The organism is Pseudomonadales bacterium, from assembly GCA_041395945.1.
In the GTDB taxonomy this organism is placed as follows: Bacteria; Pseudomonadota; Gammaproteobacteria; order Pseudomonadales; family Azotimanducaceae; genus SZUA-309.
Map to the genome: position 1 here is coordinate 491,057 of JAWKZN010000002.1, position 15,964 is coordinate 507,020.

Annotated in this window: 11 protein-coding genes; 5 read left to right on the plus strand and 6 right to left on the minus strand. The window is 62.5% G+C overall.

From position 1 onward, the window contains the following. Positions 1–182: 182 nt before the first annotated feature. Positions 183–1,394 (minus strand): M48 family metallopeptidase, encoded by a 1,212-nt coding sequence (locus R3E82_18915; protein MEZ5552961.1) that lies wholly within the window; start codon positions 1,392–1,394, stop codon positions 183–185. Positions 1,395–1,542: 148 nt separating this feature from the next. Between R3E82_18915 and R3E82_18920 the strand changes: the two genes are divergently transcribed. Next, positions 1,543–2,829, plus strand: a complete 1,287-nt coding sequence (locus R3E82_18920) for a serine hydrolase domain-containing protein (GenBank protein MEZ5552962.1) — start codon at positions 1,543–1,545, stop codon at positions 2,827–2,829. Positions 2,830–2,846: 17 nt separating this feature from the next. After that, on the plus strand, positions 2,847–4,247 hold the full coding sequence (locus R3E82_18925; GenBank protein ID MEZ5552963.1) for an NAD(P)/FAD-dependent oxidoreductase: 1,401 nt from the start codon (positions 2,847–2,849) through the stop codon (positions 4,245–4,247). A gap of 9 nt (positions 4,248–4,256) precedes the next feature. Here R3E82_18925 and R3E82_18930 read toward each other — a convergent pair whose 3' ends face one another. From R3E82_18930 to R3E82_18950, 5 genes are all read right to left on the minus strand, one after another. After that, positions 4,257–6,182, minus strand: a complete 1,926-nt coding sequence (locus tag R3E82_18930; protein ID MEZ5552964.1) for an NAD(P)-binding protein — start codon at positions 6,180–6,182, stop codon at positions 4,257–4,259. After that, positions 6,182–7,336, minus strand: coding sequence for a hypothetical protein (locus R3E82_18935; protein ID MEZ5552965.1), 1,155 nt, complete (start codon positions 7,334–7,336; stop codon positions 6,182–6,184). The genes R3E82_18930 and R3E82_18935 overlap by 1 nt, the downstream gene beginning before the upstream one ends. Before the next feature lie 98 nt (positions 7,337–7,434). Then, positions 7,435–8,400, minus strand: coding sequence for a calcium/sodium antiporter (locus R3E82_18940; protein MEZ5552966.1), 966 nt, complete (start codon positions 8,398–8,400; stop codon positions 7,435–7,437). Between the two features lie 54 nt (positions 8,401–8,454). After that, a complete protein-coding gene (locus R3E82_18945; GenBank protein MEZ5552967.1) occupies positions 8,455–9,861 on the minus strand; it encodes a hypothetical protein in 1,407 nt (468 codons plus the stop codon). Next, positions 9,858–12,968 (minus strand): PEP/pyruvate-binding domain-containing protein, encoded by a 3,111-nt coding sequence (locus R3E82_18950; GenBank protein ID MEZ5552968.1) that lies wholly within the window; start codon positions 12,966–12,968, stop codon positions 9,858–9,860. Before R3E82_18950 ends, R3E82_18945 begins: the two co-directional genes overlap by 4 nt. Before the next feature lie 89 nt (positions 12,969–13,057). On the opposite strand from R3E82_18950, the gene R3E82_18955 reads away from it, so the two are divergent. The 3 genes from R3E82_18955 (at position 13,058) to R3E82_18965 (ending at position 15,943) form a co-directional block, all read left to right on the plus strand. Beyond that, positions 13,058–14,470 carry a hypothetical protein gene (locus R3E82_18955; GenBank protein MEZ5552969.1) on the plus strand — a complete coding sequence of 471 codons (1,413 nt, stop codon included), beginning with the start codon at positions 13,058–13,060 and terminating at the stop codon, positions 14,468–14,470. A gap of 32 nt (positions 14,471–14,502) precedes the next feature. Beyond that, positions 14,503–15,498, plus strand: a complete 996-nt coding sequence (locus R3E82_18960) for a serine hydrolase (GenBank protein ID MEZ5552970.1) — start codon at positions 14,503–14,505, stop codon at positions 15,496–15,498. A gap of 64 nt (positions 15,499–15,562) precedes the next feature. After that, a complete protein-coding gene (locus R3E82_18965; GenBank protein ID MEZ5552971.1) occupies positions 15,563–15,943 on the plus strand; it encodes an STAS/SEC14 domain-containing protein in 381 nt (126 codons plus the stop codon). The last annotated feature ends 21 nt before the right edge of the window (positions 15,944–15,964 follow it).

The following is a 15,964-nucleotide window of genomic DNA, read 5'->3' on the forward strand; positions in this document are numbered from 1 at the left end:
CGGGAGTGCCGGGTCACCATCAGAGTGTGCGCAACCCTGCTCTTTGCAACCGGTGCAGCTGACACGATCCCGGAAGACGCTGGCTTCATCTGCCTTCCACCCGAAGCCATCGAGTATCAGACCGCGCCCGGCCCAGGGTGACGACTACAGAGATATCGCCACCCCAATGAGGTCGCGGGCCGCTAATCCGGTTCGAACTCAGCACACAGCGTGCTGTCGACAATGGCCTCCGCGAGCCCCAGACCATCCGCGATGCGCATGAGCACCTCCCGCTCTCTGGAGGTCGTGTGGCCTTCGGCCCGGGCCAGCAGACAGAGATCGCGCAGCACCTGCATTGCCTGAGACGGACTGGCCGTTTCCCGCACCTGGCGCATCCGTTCCGGCAGACTCTTTTCGAGGGTGGCCACATCGAGACCTTCCTTGAGCGAGCCCCTGCCAAAGAACTTCTCAAAGACTTCGACTTCTGCCTCGCTCGCCTGGCCATCCGCCAGTCCGATAAGAACCGCGCCTGCAAACAGCAGGCGACGCATGGCCTCATCTGCCTTGGTGCGACCCTGCATGTAGTTCGGATCCATGAGACCCATCACCCGCTGCACAGCCTGTTCAAGATCCTCGGCACTCACGCCGCCCGGCCGCGCAAACTCCGACTGGTCGAAGAGTTCGAGCGCCTTCACCCGCAGCGGACTGAAGGGATGGGTGGAAAACCAGTCTTCCTTCGGCGCCCCTTCCCCCGGCTTCTGATCGATGACCTGCATCTCGTCCACCTGGGCGAGAAAGTCGTCGAGATGGAAGTCGATCGTGGTGCCGGTGAGACCCGATGCCAGCTTGAAGAGTGCGCGGGAGACCGCCTTGATGTCCCTGGCACAGTGCGCACCGGCGCGGTCAGCCGAGATCTCCGCGTAGCGCGACCAGGTGAAAAGCGACAGCGCGAGTTTTGGATCCGGCCGGGCATTGCCCTGCAGTACCAGCCCGATGGGGATGTCGTGATGACGGTAGGCGTGATGACCCAGCTCATGGCCCACCACGAACTTCAGCTCGTTCTCATCGAAGCCCTCGATGAGACTGGAGGAGAACATCACATAGAGATGCTTCTCTTCGGGCTTGAAGCACATCGCGTTGAACTGCGGACTGGCGAAAACATAAAGCTCGGGCTCGATGTCTATCTCGAGGCGCTCCACACATTCCCGGGCCATTTCGTGCAGGTCGGGCGCCATACGGGCACTCAGGCGCACCGAGGTAGACAGAAGCCTGCGCCGCAGGCCACTCGGATTGTCTTCCTCATGGCGCGCGATCTGTTCGTTGACCCGCCGGATCAGGGGATCGGTGAGCAGGGACTCCGCCATTTTCCGATCATTGATGCAGCGGATGCTGGCGGCATTGAACTGGTCTGGCACGGCGGGGTCCGGTCGCTGAGTCAAAGTCCATGGTCGCCTCACCCCGGCGAAGTTGCAACGCGCGACGTCATTCCGCGGCGTCACCGATACAACAGGCTTGGGGTATAGTGGCGCGCTGAAATCGGCTTTCTACAGGAGAGGAACCCCAATGCGCGCACCACTTTTACTCACTGCTGCACTGACACTGCTGTTCGCCATGGCCCCCGCCGGCCAGCTCGCAGCCAGAGACATTCCCGCCACCGCACCGGAAAAGGTCGGTATGTCAACCGAACGGCTGGCGCGCATCACCGAGATCACCCGGAAGTATGTGGACGAAGGCAAGCTGGCCGGCGTCATCACCATGGTGGCGCGCCACGGCAAACTGGTGCATTTCGAAGTGGTCGGCCATCGAGGTGTCGATGACCCCGCTCCGCTGACCAGGGACGCGCTGTTCCGCATCTATTCGATGAGCAAACCGATCACTGCAGTCGCACTCATGCAGCTCTACGAGCAGGGGCTCTTCCAGCTGTCGGACCCCATCTCGAAGTTCGTTCCTGAACTGGCGGATCTCAAGGTCCTCAATGGCGGTGGTGAACTGGAAGCCGCCAAGGGTCCGATCACCATGCAGCAACTGCTGACCCACACTGCGGGTTTTTCCTACGGATTCGATCCCAACGATCCGGTCGACAAGCTCTACCGGGAATCCGCCGCACTGGGCGCTGAGAATCTGGATGAATTTGCAGCCACCCTCGCCACCCTGCCGCTGAAGTATCAGCCCGGTACCCGCTGGCATTACAGCGTGGCGGTGGATGTGACCGGACTCATCGTCCAGCGGATCAGCGGGCAACCCTTCGATGAATACCTGGACGAACACATCTTCAAACCCCTGAAAATGGTTGATACCTCCTTCTCCGTGCCGGACAGCAAATTCGGCCGTTTCCTGCCCAACCATCGCTGGGATGCAAAGGCCAACAAGCTCGTGGCCCTCGGGCCGGAATCCATCAGCAACTTCCAGAATGTCACTCTCTATTCGGGTGGCGGCGGTCTGGTCGGCACCGCCATGGATTACCTGCGATTCGCTGAAATGCTGCGCAACGGCGGCAGCCTCGACGGTGCGCGCATCCTCAGCCCGCGCACCATCGAGTTCATGACCATGAATCATCTGCCCGCCTCTGTTGCCGGCAGTGGCAGCGGTGAGTCGCCCACCCTTGCCGGAGCAGGCGCACTCAGAGGTTTCGGTTTCGGTCTCGGCTTCGGCCTGGTGACCGATGTCCCGGCCTCGGGCCAGATGGGCTCGGTGGGCGACTACTACTGGGGGGGCGCTGCCGGCACCATCTTCTGGGTAGACCCGGTGGAAGACTTTGTTGTGGTGTCGATGCTGCAGCTCATGGGCTCTCCCTGGCCGTTGCGCGCAGAGCTGAAGAACGCGGTAAACCAGGCCATCATCGGCGACTGAGGCAGGAGAAGCAGCGCATGACTACCCCGATCAGGGCCGACTATCTGGTGGTCGGCAGCGGCGCCATGGGGATGGCCTTCACCGATGTGCTGATGACAGAGACCGATGCCACGGTGGCGATGGTCGATCGCTATCATCAGCCAGGCGGTCACTGGAACATCGCTTACCCGTACGTGCACCTGCACCAGCCTTCGGCCTTTTACGGGGTGAATTCGCGCCCGCTGGGTTCCGACAGCATCGATCAGACCGGCTGGAACAAAGGTCTTTTCGAGCTCGCGACCAATTCCGAGGTCTGCGCCTACTTCGATCTGGTGATGCAGCAGCAGTTCCTGCCTTCGGGACGGGTCCAGTATTTTCCCCTGTGCGAGTATCAGGGTGAACGCCGATTCAGTTCCCTGGCCTCCGGTGAGAGCTTTGAAGTTTCGAGCGCCACCAGGCTGGTGGATGCCACCTATATGCATGTCACGGTGCCTGCGATGCGCGCACCAAACTTCGAAGTCGACGATCACGTGACCTGTGTACCACCCAACGCACTGGCCCACCTCGGCGAGCCCTGCGATCGCTATGTGGTCATCGGCGCGGGCAAGACCGGCATGGATGCCTGCCTGTGGCTGCTGAAAAACGGCGTGAACCCGGATGCCATCACCTGGATCATGCCCAGAGATTCCTGGCTGCTGGATCGCGCCAGGATCCAGCCTTCCCAGGGGCCTTCCCAGCAGCTGCTGACATTTTTCGCCGGCCAGCTCGAAGCCTCGGCCCAGGCGCAATCACTGGAAGATCTGTTCGAAAGACTCGAGAGCAGCGGTCAGCTTCTGCGACTGGACAGGAATCACTGGCCAACCATGTACCGCTGCGCCACGGTCACCAAGGCGGAACTCGACGAACTGCGCCGTATCCGCAACGTGATCCGCAAAGGTCGCGTCGAACGGATCGAAACCGGAAAGCTGCACCTCACCGAAGGCACCTGCGAGATCAGGGGTCGCGCACTCTACGTGGACTGCACGGCGGATGGTCTGGAGCGCCGGCCGGCGAAGCCGGTATTCGACGGCGATCTGATCACCCTGCAGTCGGTTCGCACCTGTCAGCAGGTTTTCAGCGCGGCCTTCATCGCCCATGTCGCTGCAAGCTACCCGGACGATGCCATCAGAAACGAACTCTGCACACCGGTTCCCCATCCGGACTCCCACCTGGACTGGCTGCGTACCACGCTGGCCAACGGCATGAATCAGGCCCGCTGGGCCCAGGAACCCGAGCTGCAGGAATGGCTGGCCGGATCGCGGCTGGATGGTTTCAAGGGTCTGGCCATGGCCGCCCGCAGCACCGATCCCGCTCTTCAGCAGCAGCTGCAGGCCATCGCCGCCAACGCAATGAGCGCTGCGTCCAGGCTCCAGGAGCTACTGGCCGGCGCGGAAGGTTGAACGGACTGATCAGGTCGTCAGTTCCCGCACCGATCGGTACGCCGCGTCAATGGCGCCATTCACGTAGGCGTACTGTTCGCTGTCGGAATTAGCGATCGCGATATTGCCGATCTGCTGTCTGCCGAGCACGTGCGGCCCGGCGCCACGACCCCAGCGCGCGTCGTCCCAGAGATCCATGTATTCATAGGCATAGCCGTGAGGCCAGCGATTGATGGTGATCGCTGCCAGGTGCTTCTCCACATCCAGACCATGACTGCCCCAGGCTAAGTCGAGCTGGGCGAGAATCGCCTGCTCCATCTCTTCGAACGAGGTCTCGTAGAGCTTCCGGCGTCCGGCGCGGAAGGCGGCTTTCGGATTTCCTCCCACCGGACCTTGCGCCGGTGCATGCCAGAACTGCAGCACCGCCGGGTCTTCAGGTTTTTCAGCGAATCTGTAACCGCCCATGCTCACCGGGAAGTCGAGGCCGCCGTAAGTGAGAAATCCACCGGGCGCATAGAAAGTGGATATCTTCGAATCTGCAAGCGCGCGCCAGTTCTTCACCGCTACATTCACCAGCGCAAAAGGCACTTTCTCCGGATACAGCAGCGCAGCCTTCTGTTCATCGCTCACCTCCGAAGCCAGGTGAGGAATCATGCGGTTGTAACAGGCAAGCACACAATGCGATGCGCGCACCCGTTCCACTGAGCCCTCCTGTGCCTGATCGCCACGCGCCGGGCCACTCTGCCAGGAAGGACTACCACGCACATAGGTGACTTCTGCACCACCCTGCGCATTGCGCACATCCACCGCCGTGCTGTTCAGCCGCATCCGGATCGGATGAGTCGGCCGATCGAGCCGGGAATAGTCTGCCCTGGCTGTCACCACATCTTCCATGCTGCTGCCACTGAGAAAATCCGGAATCAGAGAACGCACCAGCAGTCGTGCGATGCTGGCATTGCCGTCCGGAAAATGGCAGATGTAGGGTTCGTCTTCATCGCGCCCGTGAACAGGGTCGCCAGCCGAGGCGACCGTCTCATAGGCAGCTTCTGCCAGTCGTGCGCCGAGCGTGTAGTCGAACACAGTTTCCTGCACAGACAGGGCGTCAAGTCCGCAGCCCCAGAGCGGCCGGGAGATATCCCGCAGAAAGGCGAGGCCCTCTTCGTCGAATCCGAAAGCCGTCTGCAGAAAAATTTCACAGGGTGTCGAGCGTGCCGATCGCAACAGGGCCCGCGCCGGCTCACTGAATCGCAACGGCTCCACAAAAAGCGCACGCAGGGATCGTCGTGCGGTCTCACCCAGGGGATAGCTGTCGATGAGTGCTGCGGCTCTATCACCTCCAACATTCACGCCCCATCCCAGTACCGCTGGAAGCAGCCCACCACCACCCCGATTACCCGATGCGAACAGCACCCCATCACCCAGGCCAAAGCGGCTGTCGAACTTCTGATCGTAATAGATGCGGAACAGATCCGTGTCTACACCCAGATCCCGCAGCAGTCCCCGCGCGGCGATCGAATAGCGGCCGGGATTCTCCAGTGTCTGGGAACCGCCATAGCCGATCAGCCGCCGACCGCTCACCGGGAACTCATTGCGCCGGGCGTGACCACCGAAGTCATCGTGGTTGTCGAGGATCAGGATGCGCGCATCCGCACCCACCCGACTGCGGTAAAAGTGTGCGGCGGCAAGACCGGAGATCCCGGCACCCACCACGATCAGATCGTAATCCGCATCCTGCACCGCATCCGGCCTCTGCCAGCGTTGACCCTGCCAGGCCAGGGCGTGTGCCACTTCGAAAGCGCCGGCGTGGGATCCGCGCATACCGGTAAGCGCCGGGGGATAGTAGCCGGTATCTGATGCCGCGGCCGCCGGTGCCAGGCCGCCACCTCGAGCCAGCAGCGGTGTTCCTCCGATCAGAAGCGCCGAACCCTGCAGGAAGTCGCGACGGTTGATGTCCACTATTCAACCGCTGCAGCTGGTCTGTCCGCCGGTGTGTCCGCCGGTGTGTCCGCCGGTGTGTCCGCCGGTCCGTCCGCATACAGCGGCGAGAAGCTGAACACCCAGGGTGTGCGGGTATCCACATCCACCCGTACCGCACGCAGCTCGGGGGCCCCGTAAACCTGCAGCCGGGTGATATTTGCGTACTTCGGCGGCCGGCTTTCGCCCTGGGGCACCATGAACGGCCGGTCGATCTGAAACTGATGAAAATCGCCGTGGATCAGCAGCACAGGACGACCGAAGTCGTTCGCCAGATCCCGGATCGCCAGGGCTACCCAGTAATAGGGACCGTCAACACCCCCGCGCAGCTGTCTGCCGAACTCCGCATCACCCGCGGTATCAATGAACAAGGAGGCATGCAGCGCGATCACGACCGCCTTCGCATCCGCAGACTCCGCTGCGGCAAACGCCGCTTTCAGCCATTCGACGTTGGCTGCGTTGCGGGCCGAGGCCTCCGCAGCGCGGCGTGGATCATTGATCGGAAAGCCGTTCTGGCTGCCCGGCACACTGACCGTGGTAAACACGACCCCGCCCTGCTGCCAGCGCGCGTTCTCGCGGATGCCGCCTTTCTGCCCGAGGTCGGCCTGCAGCTGCAGAGGCAGCTTTACGGCACCCTGGCTCCGGGGCTGGCTGAAGAACACCCGACGGATCGTTGCGAGACTTTCCAGGGTATCCACATAACTCGTGGCAGCGAGGGCGCTGTCCAGTTGTCGCGCCGCGCCGAGCATGGCCATGTCCGCCGGGGTTCCCTTGCCTTCCATTACCCTGCCGTAAGCAGCCAGCAATTCCGGCTTACGGCAATCGGTCCATTCGTTATCCCCCGGCGTGTAGATGAGGGGGTGATCAAAGCGATCAAACCAGCCACGCACCCACAGATGGTTTTCCTCCGAACACTCCAGAACACCCCAGGTATCGCCGACATGGATCGAGAAAGCGGGAGCGCTGCGATTGATGGCTTCGATCAGGGTCGCGTAGATCGGCAGATCACGATCCAGGTTATAGGCAGTGTCACCCAGAGCTACAAAGTGGAATCGCGCATCCGCAGCGGATGCTGCGGGGGCCGGCAGTGTGCAGGACAGTACAAACAGAGCCAGCAGCAGGCGCGGAAAACTCATGACGGTATCTCCCCGGTTACCGGGATCCAACCTAGGGGAACTCTGATCAGGTAGCAACACCTCGGCGTGGTGCACCGCCATCCAGCAGCGCGCAGCAATCAGATCGAACGCTGGATCACATAAGCCAGGTAGGCCAGATAGGCGCCGATAAAGACAACCCCGTGGGCGCGCAGAATGCGACCGCTGCCGCTGGTCACCAGCGCCAGGATGACCATGGCGCTGGCCATGATGACCATCACCAGGTCGGTATTGCTCACCACTTCGAAAGGCAGTTCCACGATGGCTGCCGTGAATCCCAGTATCCAGAGCAGATTGAAGATGTTCGACCCCACCACATTGCCGACAGCAATGTCGGTCTGGCCCCGATAAGCGGCGACAGCGGATGCCACCAGTTCCGGTGCGGATGTGCCGATGGCGACAATGGTGAGTCCGATCAGCGCATCATCTACTCCCAGGTCCCGGGCGAGACCCACGGCACCGTCCACCGTCCACTGTCCGCCGAAGTAAAGGGCAACCACACCAGCTGCGATGTACAGCAGGCTGCGTGTGAGCGTCCGGGTCTCGATCCTCTGTACAGATTCAAGCCTGCCGTCTCTGGCCACACCGTAGACGTACAGCATGAACAGCAGGAAGAAGAACAGCAGAATGCCGCCATCCAGCCGGCTGATACTCAGCACACCGGGCATTGCAAACAGGGACGCATTCGCAAGGAATCCCACCAGCAGCGCGGCGGTGAGGGAAAAGGGTATCTCCGATACCACAGTGGAATCCCGAACCGGCAGCGGGCGGATGACCGCGGCGACGCCGAGCACCACCAGCACGTTGAAAATATTGCTGCCGATCACATTAGCGATGGCAAGGTCGGCGTTGTGACGCAGGCCGGAGGTGAGGGTGACCAGCATTTCCGGCAGCGAAGTACCGAAAGAAACGATGGTGAGTCCTACCACCAGCGGTGGCACGCCGAACCGGGCGGCAATGCTGGATGCGCCATCCACCAGCAGATCGGCACCTTTCACCAGCACGATCAGACCGACAAGCAGCAGCAGTACGTCAGTGAAAAGCAATCAGACTCAACCTTGCGCAGCAGGCTTTCTGTGTACCAAGTCCTCGCCCGGCCATCAACTCTGGCCTGCGGCGTTGACTTCAGCCGCCGTGCCATCTTCCTTCACCTGCACCGGCGCACGTGTCTTCACTGCTTCGTCGATGGCAACCGCCAGCTTGGCATGATCCCAGGCGGAGTTGACCTTCAGTACATTGGACATCAGCGTGATGAAGTACCTTGTGTCCGTGCCAGGCCATTCCACGATGGTTACCACATTCATGAAGTTCTTGGTGTTGCCCATGTACTTGCCGCAGCGGTAACCCTCCTCGGGTCGGCACTGATAGAGCGAGCCGCTCTTGAAGTACAGGGCAGCTTCCGCAAGTTCAGGTGCGTAAGCATAACGATAGCGACGCTTGGTCACGTAAAGATAGCGCTTCATTTCCAGACTCGACCAGGCATCGACGAGGCGACCCTGCTCCATTCTGAAGACGAACTGCGCCAGCGTGCGGGGGGTTGCGTAGCTGAGGATGCCGGGTACGTACTGTTTGCCGGCGCGGGTGAACATCGAACCCTGCTGCATGTCCGCAAGCCGGATGCCGGCAGCGGCAAGCGGTTCATTGACCACCTGCTGACTCAGTGCACCGAGCTGGCCTTTGGGTGTTGTCGAAAAGAAAGCACGGGATTCCTCTTCACTCACCGGATAGCGATTACCGAAGTGACGCAACAGCATCGCCTCGCGCCAGACTACAGAACCCGCAGCATTGGCCGAGGCGGACGTCATGTGATCCACCCATTCGGCGAGACTGTAGGACTCCTCCGGCTGGAGGATGCTGAAGGAGTTGATGCGGGTCTCGGGATCGAACTTCGGCACCACATGCTCATCGAGGAGCACCCAGTCGCCGCCGAGCACCCGGGTATCACGCAGGATACGGCGTCGATCTTCGATATCGGGGAAAGCGCGGGCGAGGGCGTCGAACAGTCCCACCAGCGGCAGCAGTTTTCCGACACTTCCCGGATTCTGCCGTACATCGGGACGCACGCCGGCCCACACCACCGCATCGGGTTGCGACATGTCCACGACCACAAAGCCGTTACTCGGATCCCGGTCTGCGAAAATGCTCTCCACGGCCTCCAGCAGCCGGGCATCCATCGGCCGGGTATCAAACATCGGCGCGTCTGCCTGTTCGGCGAGATTCAGATGGATGTCTGCCATCCCCAGCAGGCCACCTTTCGCGATCCTGGGTCCCTTCGCTGCCAGCTGTGCCTGCTGGTAGCCGATCAGACGATTGATGCCCGACGCCTGTGCACCGTCGAGTGGATAAGCAACAGGTGACTGGGGAGCGGCGCCGATGAGCATTCCACACAGCAGCAGATGCAGCCTACGCAGCGGGCGCAGCGGGCGCAGCGGGCGCAGCGGGCGCAGCCCAGACAAGGTGGACGGCGAGCGCAACAGCTGCCTCAGAATTCCGGGGCTCGACTTCATGGTGTCTGCTCCTCGCCGGATTTCACCGGACGTTCCTCCAGGTAAACCACCTCCGCGACCGGGGCCGACGGTCCCGCAATCTCCAGCATCGCCCTGTCGGCCCTGCGCTGGCCGCGTTCGATCAGCGGGCGGATCTGGAACAGTGTGAGTTCGCCGCTGACGAATCCGAACTCGATATCCCAGGGCAGTTCACGCCCTTCCGGATCCGTCATCGGCCTGTAAGCGTCAGTCACTTCACTGGCCAGCACACGGAGCACGGCCTTCTCCTGCGGCGTGAGCACAGCGCCCGAAGGCGCGCGCGCCCAGCCCACGCCACCGGCGTCCGCCAGATAACGCCGCAGCGGAGCCTTGGCCTCCGACAGCAGCCGCTCCTCACCACCCGGCAGCAGCACAATGGTTTCCGCCGCTTCACCGGCAACCGCACCACCCACACCCCAGGCTGTCGACACCGTGAGTCCCTCACCGCGCCCGGCAAGATCGGTTGTGACCAGCACACCTGACTTGTCTGCCGGCACGCTCTTCATCAGCAGCACCGAGGCAAATACGTCCGCCGGATTGGTCAGCAGATCGGAACGCCAGGCAATGGCCCGGGGGCTCAAAACCGAACCCCACACCCGGGGCACCACCGCGAGCTGAGCCTCGAGGCCACGCACATTGGGCACCGTTTCCGACAGTCCCGCACCGGTGAATCCGGGCAGGTCTTCCACATTGGTATCGGATCGTATGAACACACCGTAGCTGCCAGGCGGACCGAACTCCCGCTCCATCATCGGCAGCAGTTCTGACTTCGCACGTTCGCTCAAAGTCACCCGGGCAATCTGCTCCCGCACGCCGGCAAGCGCATCCGTCAGTTCCGACCCGGTGAGTCCACCCGCCCGGGCCCGGGCATAAATCTGTGCGAGCTGCGCGAGCGGCGAATCGTTGCCGGCCCCGACATGATCGGCAAACAGTCCGAAGGGCAGTGCGATCGCAGGCGCCACCCGGCCCGGGAAAGTACGGTTGAGCTCGCCGAGATTGGCCGCCTTGGGTCCGACCACCCTGCCGGAGAGAGTGCGGTTCAGATCAGCCAGTGGCAGTGGCGATCGCACACTGAGGTCGGGCAGCGGCACGGTAAGTTCCATCCGCTCAGCGGAACCGGCGGGCCGGCCGGCGGTCGCTGCGTTGGCAGCGGTCGCTGCAGGATCAGCAGTCGCTGTCCCATCTGCAACCAGCGGTCGGATCAGCACCGAACCATCACTCGCAGCGATGATCTCGATCTGAGCGCCTTCATGCACGGCGAGCTGACCGGCCTCCCGCTCACCCATGGCAATGTTGGGAATACCGAAATTCCGGGCCAGCAGCTGCACATGGGAGAGGAGGTTACCTTCGCCCCGGGTCAGCACCCCGGCAACGGGCGGCAGTTCTGCGCTGGTCTGGGTCAGCAGCACGATGTCCGTGCGGACGACGTCCGCAGGCACCGATTCGCTCTCCCCGATGATGCGCAGACGGCCCCGGGAATAACCCGGATTCAGCGCGATCAGTCCGGGTGCAGGACGTCCATCGATACTGCGCCGGACACCGCTGAGCTGTGCCACGTCGGCATACAGGGGTTGCAGCACATCGGCCAGCGACAGCAACACCGAACCGCGGAGCACATCGTCCATGACTCCGGCACTGGCCGGCTCCAGCACAACATAGCGGCTAAGCGCTTCCGCGAGACTGTGACGCAGCGTGCCGGCACCCCAGCCCATCGCCAGGGTAAGGCTGCCCAGCACTTCCTGATACACCGGCAGCGTGAGGTCCGCCTGACGGGTGCGATCGAGCTGGGTGTCCAGCGCCCGGCGCTCCCCCGCCGAGAGGAACCCGGTGCCATAAGAGGCGGCCACCAGCGCCCGCGCGGCCAGCAGATAATCACGACGTCGCAGATCCGGCTCCGCGAGCAGCTCAGCGGTCAGCAGCCGGGTCTCGAGTTCCAGATCCGGCATCAGATCCAGCAGTTCCAGCTTGTCTGCCGGGCGCAGGTCCCCCTCAACAAGGCCACGCATGGCGGCCAGGAGTTCGCCCAGCCGTCCCAGCCGCATGCCGACCTCCAGCACCTCGAGACCGGCAACCGCGCGCGCGACATCGGCCAGCGCCACCCGCCGCTGCAGCCGTGTGCGGGTTTCCACGAGCCGCGCGTGACGACCCGCCGCGTCATAGGACTCGACCAGCAAGCTGATCAGCGTCTGTGCATCCGTGATCACCTCGGGCTGGGCTTCGGCCTCGAGGACATAGCCGGTCAGCCACTCCTGTATCCGCCCGGCGGTGGAAAAAGACGGATTGGTGTGAACCTCTATCCGCCAGCGTTCGAAGCCGGGCGCGCGCTCGGCGATTACCTGGGCCAGTCTGCGGATCTCCCGGCTGCGATCGGTATCAAAGCCATGGGGTACGGCGCGCGCGGTTTCCCGGGTAAGAAGGTAGTTCTCCATTACCCACTCCCGCTGTTCGAGCAGGGCAAGCAGCAGCAGCCGGCCAGCGGCGGTTTCGTCCTCGATCTGAATATGGCCCCGGTAGTAGCGGGCTTCACGCATGACCCAGCCATCCTGGGTGTCGATCAGGAATCGCTCGATCGGCAGCTGACGCAGGCGGGACTGTCCACCTCCCGCATCCCAGAACTCTTCGAAGTCGAGCGCGGCGAAGACCGTGCCGACCGCCCAGCCGAGTTCGGCCAGTCGTTCCCGTTCACTGGAGTACTCCGCATGCTGCCGCCCACCTCCCAGTTCCCGGCAGGCATAAGGCCGGGGTGGCAGCACACTGCCGTCTTCACAGAACCAGCGGATCCGCCGGTAGGGTCCGCGCGAGCTGCGGATCATCCCCGCTACCAGTGCACGGGCTTCCTCGATCACCACCAGCTCCGGGGTGCGCATCGGATTGTCTGACCAGACCGGCTGTGCCGCGACACCCGTGAGTTCGGTTGTTGCTCCCAGCGAACTGCAGGGAAAAAACGCCAGCCAGACCACAAGAAACAGAATATACCCGGGAAATCCCGCCCGACAGGCGTTTCCCGGAGATTGCGGGGGCGGGGGACCTATGCTCAAATGCCTGCCGGCTTTTTCGCCGCTTTCACGGATTTCCGCCCGATTCACCATGTCGCTTCCAATGCGTGACGCACTTCTGATTCACACCGGCGCGGATCCTACAGTATCCGTCAATCGCTCTGTGGGCGTTTTTGTGCGCTGTGAGTAACCCTTCCCCACCCTTTACGGTCAGTCGGCTCGACCGGGTCCTGCGGCTGTTCGCACCCGTGGAAGGCCGGGAGGGCACAACCAGCCTGCTGCTGCTTGCCAACGTTTTTCTCGTGCTGATGGCCTACTACTTCATCAAGCCCGTGCGCGAAGGCTGGCTGTCGATATCGGACATCACCGGTCTGAGTAAACTCGAAGTCAAAGCCTACTCGGCGTTCGCCCAGAGTCTGCTGCTGATCATCATACTGCCGCTGTACGCGACCTTCGCCGCACGACTGCCGCGACGCAAACTCATCAACCGGGTGGGCGGTACCTTCGCCCTGCTGCTGTGCGTATTCTGGCTGCTGCAGCCGGACATGCTGGTACCTGTAAACGCCGTGGTCGGTGTCGCCTTCTACCTGTTCGTCGGCATCTTCGGCGTCACCCTGGTCGCCCAGTTCTGGTCTTTTGCCTCCGATGTGTACGGCGAGGAACGCGGTACACGCCTGTTCCCCCTGGTCGCCATCGGCGCCTCTGCAGGTGCCACCGTGGGCGCCTGGGCAGGTGAACGGCTCATCCGCAGCGACTGGCTGAATGCCGCAGACCTGGTGCTGCTGGCGACAGTTCCTCTTGCCGCGGCCATGCTGCTGGCCCGCATCGCCGATCGGCGTGGTGCCTCCGGGAAGCCTTCCTCGGCAACCGAGACGCGCTGGTCGGAACCGGCGGCCCCGGGCACAGAAACCGGCTTCCAGCTCATCACCCGGCACCACTATCTGACTGCCATCGCGCTGCTGACCCTGACCTTCAACTGGGTAGTGGCGAACGGCGACAACATACTCTTCGCGGCAGTGCAGCAGGCCCTGGCGGAACAGCATGCCGCTGCACAGGGCACTGCCGGCTACTCGACCCTGATCAACACGGCGACTACCGCCTTCTATGGCGACCTCTATTTCTGGGTGAATCTGCTCGGGCTGCTGCTGCAGGCCTTCGTGGTCTCGCGCCTGGTACGCATCGGCGGCATCTCAGCCGTGCTGCTCGTCACGCCGGTCGTGTCCTTCGTCGCCTACTTCAGCATGGCGCTGAGCCCGCTGATCGCCGTCCTGAAAGCCATGAAGATCGCGGAGAACGCCACCAACTACTCGCTGAACAATACAGCCAGGCACATGCTCTGGCTGCCTACCACCAAGACCATGCTCTACAAAGCCAAACCCGCCATCGATACCCTCTTCGTGCGCATTGGTGACGGTCTGGCAGCACTGACCGTGCTGCTGGGGACAAGGTTGTTTGAGATGCAGGTGGTGCAGTACTTCCAGCTCAATGTGGTGCTGGTGTGTCTGTGGGTGGCTCTAGCGTTCTATCTGGTAAGGGAAAACAGGCGCTGGGCGGGGCGTACCGACAGCGCAGTGGCCGCCCCCCAGGGCGCCTGAACAGGGCGCCGTCGGGCGCCAAGGAGCTTTTGATGCCGTCTGATCGTCGTTTCACCGCTCTGCTGTGCAGTTCCCTCCTGTGCAGCGCACTCTTCTGGTGCACCGGCGCTTGGGCCGAAGGTGACTGGGCTCCGCTCTATGAGCACGTCAATCCGGAGCTCCAGGAAAGTCTGGACGCGGTCATGGCCGGCAATCCCGGCTGGAGCAAACTGATACGCGACAAGCGCATGTCGATTGGCGTCGTCGATCTGTCCGGGCCGGAGCCGCGCTTCGCCCGGGTCAACGGCAACGAGATGATGTATGCGGCCAGCCTGCCGAAGATTGCCATTCTGCTGGCCGCCTATGTCTCCCTTGAAGCCGGCACACTGCCCGACACACCCGACGTCCGCAAAGACATGGCGGACATGATCCGGGTCTCGAGCAACTCCGCCGCCACCCGCATGATCGACCGGATCGGCATGGAGCGAATTGACGAAATCCTCATGGATCCCAAATACGATCTCTATGACGAGTCCCGGGGCGGCGGCTTGTGGGTGGGCAAGCGCTATGCCAAAGAAGGCCGGCGCCTGCCGGACCCGATGCACGGCATCTCTCATGGCGCCACGGCAACCCAGATCTGCCGTTTCTACTATCTGCTGGCCACCGAGAAGCTGGTTGGTCCGAAATGGACACAGCAGATGATGGACGATATGTCCGATCCCCATCTGAACCACAAGTTTGTCTATGCCATCAAGAAGCGGGCACCTGAGGCAACTCTGTATCGTAAATCCGGTACCTGGCGTACCTGGCATTCGGACTCGGTGTGGGTGAAGGGCAAGGGCTGGCGCAACTACATACTCACCGCCATGGTGGACAGCACGGATGGCGAACGCATCATCCGCGAACTGCTGCCGGCGATCGAACCCATCCTTCTCGAACCCATCGCACGGCGCGCCGTCAGATTGCCGAAAGCCATCGCCGACTCCGAACCACCCGCCGTGCAGACCGGCGACAGGAGCGCAACACCGACCCGGGAGAAAGATGTCTGAGTCCGGCTGGCCCAGTGCACCCTCATGACCTAGGATGGGCCTGAACCCGCTAAGGCAGGCAGGTATGCCAATTTCTCACAGGATCGACAGGGAACGTCGATACGTCTTCTTCAGAATCTGGGGTGAGTTCTCCACCGCAGAGATCATCGCAGCGATCACCCAGGCTCTGACCGACCCGGATTTCAAACCAGGATACAACGTGCTTTCTGATCACACGGGCGTCACACGGGTGATTCAGCGCGATCAGATCGAGGTGACAACCAGCGTGCTCAACAAATTCCGGACCGCCCTCGCCGGGGCCCGCTGGGCGATGGTGGTTGGCGATTCGGACTACCATTGGGGCATGCTGCGCATGCTCTCCGGGCTCTCTTCCGGTGTGCCGGTCGAGGCGCAGACTTTCCGTGAGGAAGCAGCCGCCGTCAGGTGGCTGGAAGAAGTCGTCTAGAACCTCTCAGCATCCGCAGAC